Annotated in this window: 14 protein-coding genes; 4 read left to right on the top strand and 10 right to left on the bottom strand. The window is 65.7% G+C overall.

Annotated elements, in window-relative coordinates; all coding sequences use genetic code 11:
- Positions 1-117: 117 nt before the first annotated feature.
- Positions 118-1185 carry a metallophosphoesterase gene (locus BN940_RS00820; protein ID WP_043679108.1) on the bottom strand — a complete coding sequence of 356 codons (1068 nt, stop codon included), beginning with the start codon at positions 1183-1185 and terminating at the stop codon, positions 118-120.
- Positions 1186-1346: 161 nt separating this feature from the next.
- Here BN940_RS00820 and BN940_RS00825 point away from each other — a divergent pair, with 161 nt between their 5' ends.
- On the top strand, positions 1347-1796 hold the full coding sequence (locus BN940_RS00825) for a universal stress protein (RefSeq protein WP_043679110.1): 450 nt from the start codon (positions 1347-1349) through the stop codon (positions 1794-1796).
- A 142-nt stretch (positions 1797-1938) separates the two neighbouring features.
- Here the strand turns inward: BN940_RS00825 and BN940_RS00830 are convergent, their stop codons facing one another.
- Positions 1939-3333, bottom strand: a complete 1395-nt coding sequence (locus BN940_RS00830) for a uracil-xanthine permease family protein (protein ID WP_043679113.1) — start codon at positions 3331-3333, stop codon at positions 1939-1941.
- A 530-nt stretch (positions 3334-3863) separates the two neighbouring features.
- Here BN940_RS00830 and BN940_RS00835 point away from each other — a divergent pair.
- The 3 genes from BN940_RS00835 to BN940_RS00845 are packed head-to-tail and all read left to right on the top strand — an operon-like array spanning position 3864 to position 7004.
- A complete protein-coding gene (locus BN940_RS00835) occupies positions 3864-5270 on the top strand; it encodes an amidohydrolase family protein (protein WP_043679115.1) in 1407 nt (468 codons plus the stop codon).
- Entirely contained in the window at positions 5267-5977 is a 711-nt protein-coding gene (locus tag BN940_RS00840) for a sulfite exporter TauE/SafE family protein (protein WP_043679118.1), read from the top strand. The genes BN940_RS00835 and BN940_RS00840 overlap by 4 nt, the downstream gene beginning before the upstream one ends.
- Positions 5978-5990: 13 nt before the next feature.
- On the top strand, positions 5991-7004 hold the full coding sequence (locus tag BN940_RS00845) for a substrate-binding domain-containing protein (RefSeq protein WP_043679121.1): 1014 nt from the start codon (positions 5991-5993) through the stop codon (positions 7002-7004).
- Positions 7005-7133: 129 nt separating this feature from the next.
- Here the strand turns inward: BN940_RS00845 and BN940_RS00850 are convergent, their stop codons facing one another.
- From BN940_RS00850 to dnaN, 8 genes are all read right to left on the bottom strand, one after another.
- Positions 7134-7631 carry a GNAT family N-acetyltransferase gene (locus BN940_RS00850; protein ID WP_043685386.1) on the bottom strand — a complete coding sequence of 166 codons (498 nt, stop codon included), beginning with the start codon at positions 7629-7631 and terminating at the stop codon, positions 7134-7136.
- 13 nt (positions 7632-7644) lie between these two features.
- Complete coding sequence (locus tag BN940_RS18750) at positions 7645-7884, bottom strand: hypothetical protein (protein WP_043679123.1); 240 nt, start codon at positions 7882-7884, stop codon at positions 7645-7647.
- 33 nt (positions 7885-7917) lie between these two features.
- Positions 7918-9432 carry an IS5 family transposase gene (locus BN940_RS00860; RefSeq protein WP_148304855.1) on the bottom strand — a complete coding sequence of 505 codons (1515 nt, stop codon included), beginning with the start codon at positions 9430-9432 and terminating at the stop codon, positions 7918-7920.
- A 103-nt stretch (positions 9433-9535) separates the two neighbouring features.
- On the bottom strand, positions 9536-9922 hold the full coding sequence (locus BN940_RS00865) for a YXWGXW repeat-containing protein (protein ID WP_052355501.1): 387 nt from the start codon (positions 9920-9922) through the stop codon (positions 9536-9538).
- A gap of 101 nt (positions 9923-10023) precedes the next feature.
- A complete protein-coding gene (locus BN940_RS18755) occupies positions 10024-10620 on the bottom strand; it encodes a hypothetical protein (RefSeq protein ID WP_148304856.1) in 597 nt (198 codons plus the stop codon).
- Positions 10617-11774 carry an AAA family ATPase gene (locus BN940_RS18150; RefSeq protein WP_084330433.1) on the bottom strand — a complete coding sequence of 386 codons (1158 nt, stop codon included), beginning with the start codon at positions 11772-11774 and terminating at the stop codon, positions 10617-10619. Before BN940_RS18150 ends, BN940_RS18755 begins: the two co-directional genes overlap by 4 nt.
- Before the next feature lie 66 nt (positions 11775-11840).
- On the bottom strand, positions 11841-14294 hold the full coding sequence (gyrB, locus tag BN940_RS00875) for a DNA topoisomerase (ATP-hydrolyzing) subunit B (protein WP_043679128.1): 2454 nt from the start codon (positions 14292-14294) through the stop codon (positions 11841-11843).
- A 49-nt stretch (positions 14295-14343) separates the two neighbouring features.
- Positions 14344-15456 (bottom strand): DNA polymerase III subunit beta, encoded by a 1113-nt coding sequence (gene dnaN / locus BN940_RS00880; protein ID WP_043679131.1) that lies wholly within the window; start codon positions 15454-15456, stop codon positions 14344-14346.
- Positions 15457-15461: the final 5 nt, after the last annotated feature.

Below are 15461 nucleotides of genomic sequence, written 5' to 3' on the forward strand. Positions count from 1 at the left end.
CACGCTTTGGGGATGGTTTTCCGGGCCGCGAAAAAAGCCGCGTTTATGAACAACTTGTCGACAGGATAGGCACAAGAAGCGCCCTCTGGACTTATCCACAGGGCGCTTGCACGGAAATCAGCGGGAGGAAGGCCCTTCGGTCGTGGGGACCAGGGCGCCGTCGTCGAACAGCAGGGCGCGTTCGGGCCACAGCATGGCGGCCAGTTTGTAGCGGTTTTCCGCGTCCGTTCCGGGCGACTTCCTGGCCCGCCAGCGGGCGCCGACGGAATAGTCGATGCAGAAGGCCTGGCGGTGCCGCCCGTGCCAGGAAGCGGGCGCCACGCCGTCGAACAGCAGGCCGTAGCGCCAGGCCGTGGTCCGGTCCGGAGACTCGAACAGACGCCAGTAGTGCCCGATCAGCACGGGGGTGGGGTCGTCGTCCTCGTTCCACCAGGCCGTGCGGTCGGAATAGCGCCAGCGGTTGCCGGAAAAGAAGGGCTGCGGGCTGCGCGCCTCGATGCCGGAGGTGAGGCGCTTGATGGGATTGAGGCGCTGTTCGAGCGATTCGTAGTCCGCCACCGCGTCCAGGTAGGGCGGCGGATCGTTGGGGTCTTCGAGCTGGCGGCCCCAGCGCTCGAGTTCCGCACGGTAGCGGGCATGCAGTTCGCCGACGCGGGCGGCCCGGACGAGGTTCAGTTCCTGCTCGTGGATCAGTTCCAGGATGCGGCCGCAGGGAAAATCGGCGATGGCCTGGATCGAGGCCGGATCCCAGGCCGCGTGCACGATGCGCAGGCCGGGCATGCGGATCGCCAGGGGCAGGCTGCACAGGAAATCGCGGATTTCGGGCCGTTCCCGGGCCGAGGCGCGGACGAACGGCGCGTAGAAAGGGGTGTCGGAAGCCTCGCGGCTGTCGAAGAACCAGCCCGAGCCGTCCTTCGCGTCGTGGGCCAGCAGATTGATTTCGTGATTGCCCAGGATGGCCAGCGCCCGCCCCTGGTCCACCAGATCCCGCACCCGGCGGATGACGCCCACGCTGTCGGGGCCGCGGTCGCACAGGTCGCCGATGAACACCAGCAGGCGGTCGCGCGTTTCGGGGCGCTGTCGCAGGTGGTCGAGCAGGGCATCCAGCGCCTGGCTCTCGCCGTGGATGTCGCCGATGACGGCCAGGGGCTGGACTTCCAGAGTGTGGAGCAGGGTCGAGTTCATCGTCCTATTGTCCTTCGGACCGGAGATCAGGACAATGTCGGATGCGATTGATTGCGTCAGTGCAAGGTTTTGTCCGGCCGATCGGCCCGCGAAGCCATGCCGTGCGGTAGATTGAAGGCGCGGGCGCGCGTGTGCCCGCGCATCGGATGACAGGAGGTCACATGGCTAAGGATATCGTGCTGGCGACGGACGGCTCGGCGTACAGCCTGCAGGCGGCGCGCTACATCGCGCAATCCGGACTGCTGCCCGCGGGCGGCGTCGTGCGCATTCTGCACGTGATGGCGGGCCTGCCCGCCCGGGTGAGTCATTTCGTGGATGCCGCGGCCATCCAGGACTGGTACAACGAGGAGTCCGCCAAGGTGCTGGAGCCCACGGCTGAGATCCTGCGCCAGGCGGGCGTGCCGCACGAAACCGAATCCCGGGTCGGCTTCGCGCCCCAGGAGATCACGCGCTACGCCGACGAGGTCGACGCCCACATGATCGTGATGGGCGCGCACGGCCGCGGCGTGCTGCTCGATGCGGTGATCGGCTCGGTCGCCGGCCGGGTGCTGGCCCTGACGCAGCGGCCGGTGCTGCTGATCCAGCACCGCGAGGAAGCCGCGGACAAGTAAGCCTGGGGCAGGCAGGCCTCGATGAAACAAGCCTCGGGCAAATAAGCGCGCGGCCCTCGCGGCGCCGCGCCATCCCGCCATTCCGCGCCTCGTTCCTGTCCAGCCTCGCCGCTCGCGGCGAGGCTCGTGCCTTGGCGCGCCGTCAGATCCGGTAGTCGGCGGGCCGGGCCTGGGGACCGGCGTCCGGCTCCTTGGCAAGGTCGTCGCGGTCCCGTGCGCCGCAATGGTGGAACAGCAGGTTGAGCAGGACGGCGACCAGCGCGCTCATGGCCACGCCGCTGCCGAAGATCGTCTGTACGTTGGCGGGCAGGCTGTGGTACATGCCCGGAATCAGCACGGGCAGCAGGCCCAGCGCCAGGGCCAGCGTGCAGGTGACCAGGTTGCCGGTGCGCGTGAAATCGACCCGCGCCAGCATCTGGATGCCGAGCACGCTGATGATGGCGAACACGACGACGGCCGTGCCGCCGACGACGGCGGGCGGGATGCCGTTCAGCATCCGCGCGAGCGGCGTGAAACCGATCACGACGAGCAGCGCGCCGGCGACCGCGGTGACGTAGCGGCTGCGCACGCCGCTGGCGCGCACGATGCCGATGTTCTCGCCGCTGGTCACCATGACGGGCGTGCCGAACAGGCCGCCGATGATGGAAATGATGCCGTCCGAGCGGATGACGCGCGGCACGTCGCGCGGCGGGTCCACTTCGCGGCCGACGATCTCTCCGTTGATCACGGTCTGCCCGGTGGCTTCCGCCATGGAGGCCAGGCTCCAGACCAGCATCGGAATGGCCGCCACGAGATCCAGGTGCGGCATGCCGAACGGAAACAGCGTGGGGGTGCTGATGAGCGGCCCGGCGGCCAGCGAGATGAAATGGGTTTCGCCCAGCGCCATGGCGAAGAGGGTGCCGCCCACCAGGCCCAGGGCGACGGAGAGCTGGCGCAGGAAGCCGCGCAGGAATCTGAAGCACAGGACCGTCAGCGCGATGGTGACCAGCGCCAGCAGGAGCTGCCGCGGATCGCCGAAGTGCTCGGTGCCCGGCCTGCCCGTGAACAGCAGGCCCGTCACCTTGACCAGGCTGATGCCGATGACCACGACCATGGTCCCGATGACCAGCGGCGGGAAGTACTTCAGGATGCGGACGAAGAGGGTGACCGCGAGAATGTAGAAGATCCCCGTCAGGATGACGGCCCCGGCCGCGGTCTGCAGGTCGGTGCCCTGGGCGATCGAGATGAACAGGATGGTGGCGGCCCCGCCGGGCAGCATGATGAAGGGCAGGCGCACGCCGATCCGGCCGATGCCGACGGACTGCAGGATCGATCCCAGGCCGCAGAACACGAAGACGCTGGACAGCAGGGCCGAGGAAAGCGCGTCGGACAGGTTCAGGGCCTTGGCGATCAGGAAGACGGACGAAACGGGCGCAGCGACCATCACCAGGATGTGCTGGACGGCGAACAGGAACAGCGTGCCGACGGGACGGATCTGGTCCACCGGGTGGACTTCTGCCGCCGGCGCGCCGTCGTGGCGAGGATGGTTTGTCTCCATTGCGGGCCTCTGGATGTGTATGGGTGGCTGTGAGGATTGGGTGGATCACGGAGATACAAAACGATTTGGGTTTCTTTTTCATGTTTCCCAAATCGATTTATGGCAATGCTCGAACTTGCCGGAAATCCTGTCAATACCGGGTTTACCCGAGCCGGGAGCCGGGTGCCTGGGAGGCGGAGGGCAAGCCGTCCATGGTCCGTCGGGATGCGTGTGTGCTCACGGATGCGTATTCGCTCATGGGGGCGCGCGGTCCGGCGGCACGGCCGTGGAGTTTCGTCGGAGACTGTCGCCTGAACGTGGATTGCCCCTCGAAGACCGCGGTCGAACGCGGATTGCCGCCAGAGATTGCGGCCGGGAATCGCCGTCGCGGATTGCCGTCGAAAATCGAGGATTGCCGTCGAGGAAGTTTGCCGTCGCCGGGTTTAGTGAGTAGAATTCCACGACACAAATCGATTTGGGAAGCATGGGCACGGCGTGTGGAACGCGTTCCATGGCGTGCGGCGTCCCGGATCGCCATCGAGGAGATCGGGATGAACATGCTGAAGGACATGCACGAACGGGCGGTCTTGCTGGTGCCGGACAAGGTCCTGCTGCCCGACGGCGTGCATTCCGGCCTGGGGGTGCGCGTCGAGCGGGGAAGGATCACGGACGTCGGGCCGGCCGGCCGGTTTTCCGCCGAGGCCCTGCCCACCATTCCCCTGCCGCGCCGGCTGCTGATGCCGGGATTCGTCGACGCGCATCATCACGTCACGCAGACCTTCGGCAAATCGCTGGTGTTCGGCGAGCCTTCGGAAATCTTCCGGCGCGTCTGGGTGCCGATGGAACGGCACATGGACGCCGAGGCCATCGACGTCGCCGCCCGCCTGGCCGCCTGGGAATCCCTGCGCGGCGGGTTCACCACGGTGGCCGATGCGGGCACGCGCGCCACGGTCGGCATGGAAATCGTGGCCGACGCGGTCGGCGCGGTGGGCCTGCGGTGCGTGCTGGGCGTGATCTGCAACGACCTGCAGGGCGGCCAGGCCGTCGCCACGGAGGCGCAGATCCTGCAGCTGGCGCGGCATCACCTGGGCCGGTGGGACCGGCATCCGCTGATCCATCCCTCGCTGGCGATCTCCATCCCCGAGGCGGCCAGCGACGAGGTCCTGGTCGCGGTGGCGCGCCTCTCCCGCGAAGCCCGCGTGCCTTTCCAGACACACCTGAACGAACACCTGGCGGCCGTCGAGCGTTCCCTGGTCGCCACGGGGCTGCGGCCGCTGCAGCGCCTGGGCCGCCTGGGCGCCATCGGGCCGGAACTGCTGGCCGCGCACGCCACCCTGCTGACGCCGGACGAGATCGCGCTGCTGCGCGACAGTGGCGCCGCCGTCAGCTACAACCCGGTGGCCAGCGCCTGGAAAGGCAATGCGGTCGCTCCGGCCCTGCTGCTGAGCGAGCTGGGCGTGCGCCTGGGGCTGGGCACCGACGGCACGCGTAGCGACGCCTTCCGGCTGCTGGATGCCGCGGAAACCGCACAGCGCCTGACGAGCGCCATGGCGAGCGGGGATTCGTCCGCGGGCGGCGGCTGGCGCTGGCTGGACATGGGGCTGCGCGGCGGGGCGGATGCCGTGGGCCTGGCCGGAAAAGTCGGTGAAATCGCGCCAGGCGCTCATGCCGACCTGCTGGTCGTGAAGCTGGACATTCCCGAACTGGCGCCCTCCTGGGACCTGGAATGGGAACTGGTGCGGCTGGCGAACCGCGACCAGATCGAGTCCGTGATCGTGCAGGGCCGCCTGCGGCTGGACCGCGGCCTGCCCGTGGACTGGGACGGCGAGGCGCTGATGGACCGGGCGCGGGCGATTGCGGAGCGTATCGCGGCGAGCGCGCCGATCCAGCGCATCGATCCTTGCGCCAGCGAACATCGCGCCCAGTGGAAAGCCCGCCAGGAAGCCCGTCGCCCATGAGTACGACCGCCTTCTTCCTGATCGGGCTGGCGGTGTTCGTCTCGGCCTTCGCCCAGGGCTGCAGCGGCATGGGCTTCGCCATGCTGGCGGCGCCCATCGTGACCCTGTTCCAGCCCGGCCTGATCCCGGTCCTGCTGCTGGTCCTGATGATCCCGCTGAATGCCTACGTGGGCTGGCGCGAGCGCGCCGCGATCGACTGGCGCGGGGTGAAGCTGATCAGCATCGGCCGGTTCGCCGGCACCTTCCTGGGGTTGTGGATCCTGCTGGTGGTCAACCTGCATCAACTTTCCCTGCTGATCGGCTGGTCCACCCTGATCGCCGCCGGGGTAGCGCTGCTGTCGCCATCCTTCGAGCTGGGCAGGAAGGGCCTGGGCCTGGTCGGACTGATCACGGGCGTGACCGAGACCTCGACCGGCGTGGGCGGGCCGCCGCTGGCACTGGCCTACCAGCACAAGAGCGGCGCCGTCCTGCGTTCGACCGTCGCCCTGTGCTTCCTGGTGGGCGAGGTGATCTCCCTGGTCGTCCTGGCGATCGGCGGCAAGGTCGGCGCCGATTCCCTGCTGGCATCGGCGCAGATGCTGCCGTTTTTGGTGCTAGGATCGTATGCGAGCAAATTCGTGCATCACCGGCTCGACGGTCCCTTGCTGCGCTATCTCGTGCTGGGCTTTTCCTGTATTTCCGGAATCGTGGTGATCCTGCAGGCCTGAATCCCTTTTCGCCGTGACCAATCCCCACCGCACGCACAAACGAGTCACCATCGCCGACGTCGCCCGCGAAGCGGGCCTGTCGCCCACCACCGTCTCCCATTCCCTGAACGGGATCGGCCAGGTGGATCCGCGCACGCGCCAGCACGTCAAGGACGTGGCAGCCCGCCTGAAATACCGCCCCAGCGTGCGCGCCCAGCGCCTGCGGACCGGCAAGTCCCATGCGATCGCCCTGCTGTCGTCCATGCCGGCCGCGGTCTCGGCCGGGGAATCCCAGTTGGGGTTCTTCACCGAACTGGCGATGGGCCTGGCCAGGAAGGCCCTGCTGAGCGGCTACGTGCTCGTGCTCGCGCCGCCCATGGATCAATGCGATCCCCTGGCCCTGATGGACATCGACGGCGCCATCCTGCTCGAACCCGCGCCGGACGATCCGATCGCCCGCGAGCTGGAGGAGCGGGGGGTGCCCTGCGTCACCGTCGGGGGCGAGCCGGGGCCCGACAACATCGACCTGCAGCACGCGGCGGCGGCGGACCTGCTGCTGCGGCACCTGCTCGACTCGGGCGCCCGGCGGCCGGGGCTGATTCTCGGAGCCAGCGGCCGGGCGTCCCAGCGCAGCTTCCACGAGCGCTACCTGGCGATGGCCGGGGCCCGGGGCTTCGCGCCCGCGGTGGGCCTGGCGGCCGAGGAAGAAGGCGAGGCGGGCGGCCAGCGGGCCGCCGCGCGGCTGCTGGCCGAACATCCCGGGCTGGACGCGCTGTGCGTCCCGATCGACACCTTCGCCAGCGGCGCGCTGCGCGCGATCGGCGAGGCCGGGCTGAGGGTCCCCGGGGACCTGCTGCTGGCCACCCGCCACGACGGCGTGCGCGCCCGCACGTGTCAGCCGCCGCTGACGGCCGTGGACCTGCACCTGGATGCCGTGTCGCACGCCGCGGTGCAGCGGCTCCTGCGGATGCTGGGTCACGAAACCCAGGATGCGCAGCCCGGTCTGCCGGCGCCGGCCCTGGTGGCGCGCCGCTCGACGGGGGCGTGAGGCCGGTTCGGGACGCGCCTGATTCCAGGGCCGTGCTCGATTCCAGATCGTCGGGCGATGTTTCAGATCGTCGGGCGATGTTTCGGAGCGTCCGGCGATGGCCGGCGCCGGCACCCGAAAAACCCGGCCTCAGTCGAGCGGACGTGTCATGTAGCGCGCCGGCTGCTCGTAGCCGGCCAGGCAGGCGCGCTGGCGGTCGTCCAGCTCCGTGCGGGTGCGGTAGCCGTGCGCGGCCCAGAAGCGTTCGGAATCCTGGACCGAGATCAGCGCGGAATGCCGCAGGCCGGCCTTCCGGCCGCGGGTCCAGGCATGCCGGATCAGCCGCTGCGCCAATCCGCGGCCGCGCGCCCGGGGATGGATGGCCAGGTCGTGCAGGTACAGGGTGTCGCCGTCGGGGGCTGGGTGGAAGTTGCCGTTCAGGGGCGACAGGTGGCCCAGGCGCGTCGGATAGGTGAACAGGTAGGCGCACAGGCCTTCGTCGTCCTGGACGCCCCAGATCCAGTCCGGGACGGCCCGCAGCCGGCCGGCGAGGACGTCCGCCAGTTCGAGCATGGACGGGGCGTAGCAATGGGTCTGGATGAGGTCCAGGCCGGGCAGGTCGGCGGGGTGCAGCGTGCGCAGGAGCATGGCGCGCATCATATCAGCGGTGGCGATCTTCCCGCCCCGGCCCGCCTTGTCCGTGGCGGCCGCGGTCTTCGCGGCCGCGGGCCTCGGCGCGAGGCCCCTCCGGTTCATGCCGTCCCTGCGCATTGACCGGATGCGGCTGGCGCGCGTAGGTGCGCCGCTCGGCCGTCGGCCGGGACGGCATGCCGCCCTGGCCGCCGTTGTAGCTGGCGCGGCGCCAGTCCGGAGGAGCGTTGTGGATCACCGTCTTGTCCACGTAGTCGTCCCTGAAAAATTCATTTGTCCTGTTTCAGGCCGAATTTCCGGCGATCCGAGGCCACGGATTTCGATAGGGCAGGCAGCCCACCGGATCAACCCAATCGCCTCTTGAGCCCATCATGGGCATCAGGCGTTGAATCTGACGACCAATCCACGCAATAAATCGGCACAAAAATAAAGGGCCGATGCCCTTGCGGGCAATCATGCGCAGCAGCCACTTGATATTGAAGCCTGCCGCGCACAACACCGCATGGATCGCATCACCCGTTTGGCCTTTCAAATGACAGCGATTCATTCCATGATCGCTTTTCAGATGCCCAATGACCGGCTCCACCGCCTGGCGCCGTTTAAGCATTCGGCGCTCCTGGTCGGTGAGACGTTTGAATTTGCCTCGGTGTTTAAGGCTATATTCCGGGATCTCGGCATCAACGCCTCGATAGCCCAGATCCGTGTAGACGGTCTGCGGAGCCACGTCCACCGCCTCCATCAGGATGCGGGACTGCTCCAACTGCTCGGCCAGTGTGTGGCCATCGTACGGATTGCCAGGGAAGCTGCGTGCTCCCACGATCAGATTCCCCTTCAAGGTGGTGACAATGCCCACCTTCACTCCAAACTCATAGGGCGTACGGGCCTTGCCCTTGCTGATGCACTCCACCTCATCGGCGTGCCAGCTGTAGACCTTGTCTTTTCCCTTCACCTTCGCGCCCCGACGGCTCTGAGCCGCGATCTTATGTGCGCGAGCCAATAACGGGTCCAAGGCGTCCTGGATGCTCTGCGCCAGCACTGTCTTGTTGCGCTCAATGTCACGCGCCAGACGGCCCAGAATCGTGCGCTGGCGCTTGATCGTCTTATGCATGCGCCGATACTGCTTGGCATGCGCATAGCGGCCCGCTTTCCTGGCCAGCTCCCGGCCTTCCTTGGCGTAGCTCTGCTTTAACGCAATGCCGTGCGCCTTGGCCGCGCAGGCGATCTTCTGGCGCGCCACCTCCAGCAAACGGCTGTCGGTGGGATGCGCCACCGCCTTGGCTTGCACGGTGCTGTCCACTATCACCGACTGCATCGCCGTGCGCTCGATCAGCCCCAGCTTGATGGCCACCACCAAAGTCTGCACCAGCAGCTCTTCGACGCCTTCCTCACCCAACAGCCCCCGGAATCGGCTGATGGCGCTGGGATCGCACGGCAGGCGATTCTCGAAATACTCCTGCCCCGAAAAATACTGCCAGGTGGGTGCATCGCTCCAGCGTTCGCAGACGCCTTCATCGCTCTCGTTGAAGGTGTGCTTCAGATACAGCAGCGAAATCATCAGCCGCATCGGCAGCCGGGGACGCCCCGCGTTTGAATGGCCGGCCCCTACCACGGCCATCGTCGGGCCAAACAGATCAATATCCTCAACCTGCCGGCCGGTGCGCACCTGACGCGCAAAACGGTGTGCGACAGCCGCCTCCAGTTCCTGCCAAGGAATATGCGTGGCAAGCACCGCCAGGGGTTTACGCAGATCAATCATCTGGTCCAGGCGGCTGCGGAAAAAATCGTCAATCTGACTCATGCGGTTTCGGGGCAATCTCCCAGAAAATGAGCCCCAGCGGGCTGTTTTTGGGGGATTTGATAGTCTGGAGTGGCTTTATTTTACAATAAAATCAATGAGTTATTTATAATTCAGGGCCGATCACGTAGGCGTTGCGGACGTGGGTGATGTTGACGTTCGTGACGGCCCGGTTGTAGTAGAAGTCCCTACTGCGCCAATGGCCACCGACGTAGCCGACGCCGAAGTAGCCGAATCCGTAGTCGATGCCGCCGTAGAAGCCGACCTGAGGCCCCCAGTAGCCTTCGTGCCAGCGGTAGTAGCCGTCGGACCAGCCCCACCATCCGGGGGGCCACAACAGTCCGACGGCGGGCGGGACGAGCCATGCACCGTCGATCCAGTAGTAGCCGTTCGGACCCCCGGCCCAGTAGCCCGGGGTCCAGATGTAGCCGGGGCTGGGCGCGACGGGCTGGACCACGTCCGGCAGGGGCGGCGGGGCCAGGGTGATTGCCACGCCGACGCTGATGGCTGCCGTTGCGGACTCCGGCAGCGTCAGCAGCGGGGCGGTGCCACTTAATTCCCGTGTATCTTCTGGGTGGACTGATTCAGGTGCGGCTACTGCTGGCCTTTGCTGAAGGCCGACAGTTGGTGGACGGCTCTGGCCAAGCTGGGAGAGTGTTCCGCCGCGATTAGTGGCTGCCAGTAGTCTCTGACGAATGTGCAGAGATGTTGGTTATATCCGCTACCGGGTTTCTCGGGGTCGCGGCTGGATACCATTTCGTATCTGATCTGGCGGTGTCGAGATTTACGAGCAAGGTTTACTACCGTTCGCTTAGGATCAGTGATTTCGTCGGGTGAAGCTGGGATATGGGTTGTACTGATATTCAGAAATGTTGCAAAGGCTCTTGAATCTGCCAAGACCCAGCTTTCGCTTTCTGTGACCGCCAGTCGGAGGATGAAATTTGTTGGTGGAGACTCAGGAAACCATGCCTTGAGTAGTTCCTTAGGACATTTCCTGTCAGTATCTGCGACGCACAGGATGGGATATTGGCGAGCAAGGTTCAAATAGCGTGGAAGTGCCTTCCTTAGCTTGGTTACGCCTCCGCAGTCAATAGGGCATTGAGAAATTTCCCATTGCATTACATCGACCACCAGTCTTTTCCCGATCTCACAACTCAGGGCATCTTCACCAATCACGAAGATGGTGTTCATGAAAAGAGCGCTACATCAAAAATATGTTGGGGCCTGGTCTTTGGCAGCAGAACTTCTGCAGGAGTCAGTCCGCCTTCCATAACTGCAATCTCATCACTGTTAGCTGTGCGTGCGTGGGTGCCGTTGGGGCTGGGTTCTAACAGAATGATGGTGAGAGGATCATTGACGGCACCGATCAGATTGTCACTGTGGGTGGTGATGATGACTTGTCGAGTTTTCCGTTTTAGCAGTCTGACAACCCGGTCGATCATTAGTGGAATGTGTTCGACAATAGCGTCGTTTAGCGACAGCTCTGGCTCTTCCAGCAATAGTAGTCCGTCACCTTCTTGTAGTGCCCACAGCAGCCCGATGAGACGCAAGGTGCCGTCTGAAAATTGGTCTTCACGTTGCCATGCTCCGTTGCCACGCCAGTGCTTGAATGACGCTTCGAGGTGGGGAGCACCAGTAATCGGGTCTTTCTCGAACCTGAGCACAGAGAACTGGGGGACTGCAACCTGAAGAGCTTCGCCGATTCTCTTCAGGCGGGCGGCTTGTGTCTTTTGTGGTGTGCTGGCAATGCGCTGCAGGAGGCCTTGACCAAAGGGATCATCCTCAATGATGCGGCTGCTGATTTCTTCTCCGAACTTGAGGAGTTGTGGAACGAGGTGCAGATAGGTGGTGGCAGAGAAAAATTCAGCTAGAGCCCGGAATTCGACATTGTTGTTGATCTGCTCAAGGTATGTCTGCGTCAGTCGGGCTGTGTCTTTCAGGTCGTCTGGCGTCGGACGGAGGAGCACTTGCTGACCATTTCGGGATACCCGTTCACGAGTGATCAGTACGCGTTGGGCTCCTTTGCCTTCGGCCTTGAAAGACAGTTCGTATTCCCAGCGGGCGGAGTCCGGGTCTGGTGATTCTGCTACTTCGATCCAGAGGAGAACGGCGGGATTCTGGCGCGCATGCAGACTGCGCAGCTTGCTGAGCCCGCCTCTTTCCTTGATGGCTTTTTGCAGGCCACCGCCTTCGGGTTTCGCGATGGTACGCAGAAACCGGAATACATCGAGCAGGTTGGATTTTCCCGAAGCATTGGCACCGATGATGTAGTTACGGGTGCTGAGATCAAGGTCCAGCCCACGGAAATTACGCCAGTTGGTCAGCTTTAGATGGGTAATAATCATTGTAGGTAACCTTGATCTCAAATAGCCGCCACTTATGGTACGAGGCTCGTACCGCCTGTGCCTTCATCACACGTCGATGTTCCCCGCCTGCAGGGCGTGGGTCTCGATGAACGCGCGGCGCGGTTCGACGTTGTCGCCCATCAGGGTGACGAAGATCTCGTCGGCGGCGATGGCGTCCTCGATCTGCACGCGCAGCAGGCGGCGCACGGTCGGGTCCATGGTGGTTTCCCAGAGCTGTTCCGGGTTCATTTCGCCCAGGCCTTTGTAGCGCTGCTTGCTGATGCCGCGTTCGGCCTCGGCGCGCAGCCATTGCATGACTTCGCGGAAGTCGGAGACGGGCTTTTCCTTGAGCTTGTCGCCCGTGCCGCGGCGCACGACGGCGCCTTCGCCCATCAGGCCCAGGAAGGTCCTGGCGGTGCGGGCCAGGACGGCGTAGTCGCCGCCGCGCACGAAATGGCGGTCGAACACGCTGACGCGCAGGTTGCCGAAGTGCGGGCGGATGACCGCCAGGCGCCAGGCTTCCTCGATCTCGTCGTACTGGGCCTCCACCTGGACGCCGTGGGGATCGGCCGGGTTGCGCAGGGCCTGTTCCAGCGCGGCGGCGCTGGCGCGGGCGGCGGCCTCGTCCACCAGGCTGAGCTGCACGCCCTCGGCCATGGCCGACAGGGCCTCGGCGTCCAGCGTGCGCGCCAGGCGGGCGATGACCGAGTCGGCGGTGACGTACTGGCGGGCCAGGTCCATCAGCGCGTCGCCGGCGATCGGCGTGGCGCCGGCGCGCGGGGTGAGCTCGGTGTCCTTGAGCGCCAGCTGCAGCATGAACTGGGCTTCCTCGGCGTCGTCCTTCAGGTAGCGTTCCTCGCGGCCGACCTTGACCTTGTAGAGCGGCGGCTGGGCGATGTAGACGTAACCGCGCTCGATCAGCGCCGGCATCTGGCGGTAGAGCAGGGTGAGCAGCAGGGTGCGGATGTGGGCGCCGTCCACGTCCGCGTCGGTCATGATGATGATGCGGTGGTAGCGCAGCTTGTCGATGTTGAAGTCCGGCCCGATGCTGGTGCCCAGGGCGGTGATCAGGGTGGTGATCTGCTCGCTGGACAGCAGCCGGTCGAAGCGCGCCTTTTCGACGTTCAGGACCTTGCCGCGCAGCGGCAGGATGGCCTGGAACTTGCGGTCGCGGCCCTGCTTGGCGGAGCCGCCGGCCGAGTCGCCCTCGACGATGTAGAGCTCGCACAGGGCGGGGTCCTTTTCCTGGCAGTCGGCCAGCTTGCCGGGCAGGCCGGCGCCTTCCAGGACGCTCTTGCGGCGCGTCATCTCGCGCGCCTTGCGCGCGGCCTCGCGGGCGCGCGCGGCTTCCACGATCTTGCCGCACAGGGCGCGGGCGTCGTTGGGATTTTCGAGCAGCCAGGTCTCCAGGGTGCGGCTGACGGCTTCTTCCACCGCGGGGCGGACTTCGCTGGAGACGAGCTTGTCCTTGGTCTGGCTGCTGAACTTGGGCTCGGGCACCTTGACGGACAGCACGCAGGCCAGGCCTTCGCGCATGTCGTCGCCGGTGGTGTCGACCTTGGCCTTCTTGGCGAGTTCGTTGTCGGTGATGTACTTGTTCAGCACCCGGGTCATGGCGGCGCGCAGGCCGGTCAGGTGGGTGCCGCCGTCGCGCTGCGGGATGTTGTTGGTGAAGCACAGCACGGTCTCGGCGTAGCTGTCGTTCCACTGCATGGCGACTTCTACGCCCACGCGCACGCCGCCGGCCTCGGATTCAGTGGTGACGGCGAAGATGTTGTCGTGCAGGACGGTCTTGGCGCGGTTGATGTACTGGACGAAGCCCTTGACCCCGCCCAGGAAGGCGAGGTTCTCGTCCTGGCCGGTGCGCTCGTCCACCAGGCGGATCTTCACGCCGTTGTTCAGGAAGGACAGCTCGCGCAGGCGCCGCGCCAGGATTTCGTAGGTGTAGTCGATGTTGTTGAAGATCTCGGCGTCGGCCAGGTACTGGACCCGGGTGCCGGTGCGATCCGCCGGGCCGGTGACGGCCAGCGGGGCGACCCGTTCGCCGCGGCGGAATTCCATCTGGTGCTCTTCGCCGTTGCGCCAGATCGTCAGGCGCAGCCATTCGGACAGGGCGTTGACGCAGGACACGCCCACGCCGTGCAGGCCGCCGGAGACCTTGTAGGAGTTCTGGTCGAACTTGCCGCCGGCGTGCAGTTCGGTCATGACGATCTCGGCCGCGCTGCGGTGATGCTCGTCGTCTTTATGGATGGCGGTGGGGATGCCGCGGCCGTTGTCCGTGACCGAGATGCTGTTGTCGGCGTGGATGGTGACGACGATGTCGTCGCAGTAGCCCGCCAGCGCCTCGTCGATGGCGTTGTCCACGACCTCGAAGACCATGTGGTGCAGGCCGGTGCCGTCGGAGGTGTCGCCGATGTACATGCCCGGCCGCTTGCGCACGGCTTCCAGGCCCTTGAGCATCTTGATCGAATCGGCGCCGTAGCCGGCGGCCGCGGTGTTCTGGGAGGTGAGGTCTGACATGAAAATCCTGTGGTTGAGTCCGTCGGCGGAGCGGGCGCCCGAGGGGCGCTCAGATGCGCATCGGCATGACGACGTACTTGAATTCCTCGTCGTTGGGCAGCGTGATCAGCACGGAGGCGTTGGCGTCGGGCTGGACGGACCAGCGCACGGTGTCGGTCTTGATGTTGGCCAGCACGTCGAGCAGGTAGCTGACGTTGAAGGCGACGTCGAGCGGTTCCTGGGCGTAGTCGACTTCCAGTTCTTCGCGGGCTTCTTCCTGCTCGGCGTTGGACGAGGACAGGCGCAGCAGGTTGTCGCCCAGCTGCAGGCGCACGCCCTTGAGCTTGTCGGTGGTGAGGATGGCGGTGCGCTGCAGGGCCGCCTGGAGGACGTCGCGCGCCACGTCGAAGTGCCGGCTGTAGCCGGCGGGGATGACGCGGCGGTAATCGGGGAACTTGCCCTCGACCAGCTTGGAGACGACTTCGATGTCGTCGAAGCGGAAGCGGATCTGGCCGGCCGTGACGTCGATCTGCACGGCGGCCTGCTCGTCGTCGGACAGCAGGCGCTGCATTTCGTGGATGGTCTTGCGCGGGATGATCACGTCCAGCGTGGCGGCCTGGCCTTCGACGGCGACGCCGCCATGGGCCAGCCGGTGGCCGTCGGTGGCCACGGCGCGCACGCGGCCGGGTTCGAGCACCAGCAGCAGGCCGTTCAGGTAGTAGCGGATGTCCTGCTGGGCCATGGCGAAGTGCACCTGGTTGAACAGGTTCTTCAGGGCCTTCTGCGGCATGGAGAAGGACGCCGGCCATTGCTCGGACTGGGTGACCGTGGGGTAGTCGGCCGCGTCCAGCGTCTGCAGGGCGAAGCGGCTGCGGCCGGCCTGGACGGTGAGTTTGGCCTCGTCCAGGGACAGCCGGACGTCGCCCGACTCGGGCAGGGCGCGCAGGATGTCGAGCAGCTTGCGGGCGGCCACGGTGGTGGCCAGGGTCTCGTCGCCCACGCCGAAGCCCGCGCGCGTGGTGATCTGGACTTCCAGGTCGTTGGCCAGGAACTCGAGCTGGCTGCCCTGCTTGCGGATCAGCACGTTGGCCAGGATCGGCAGCGTGTTGCGGCGTTCGACGATCCCCACCACCATCGTCAAGGGTTTGAGCACGGCATCGCGGGTCGCTTGAATGAGTTGCATCTTCT

Origin of the sequence: Castellaniella defragrans 65Phen, assembly GCF_000612685.1 — a bacterium.
GTDB lineage: Bacteria > Pseudomonadota > Gammaproteobacteria > Burkholderiales > Burkholderiaceae_B > Castellaniella > Castellaniella defragrans.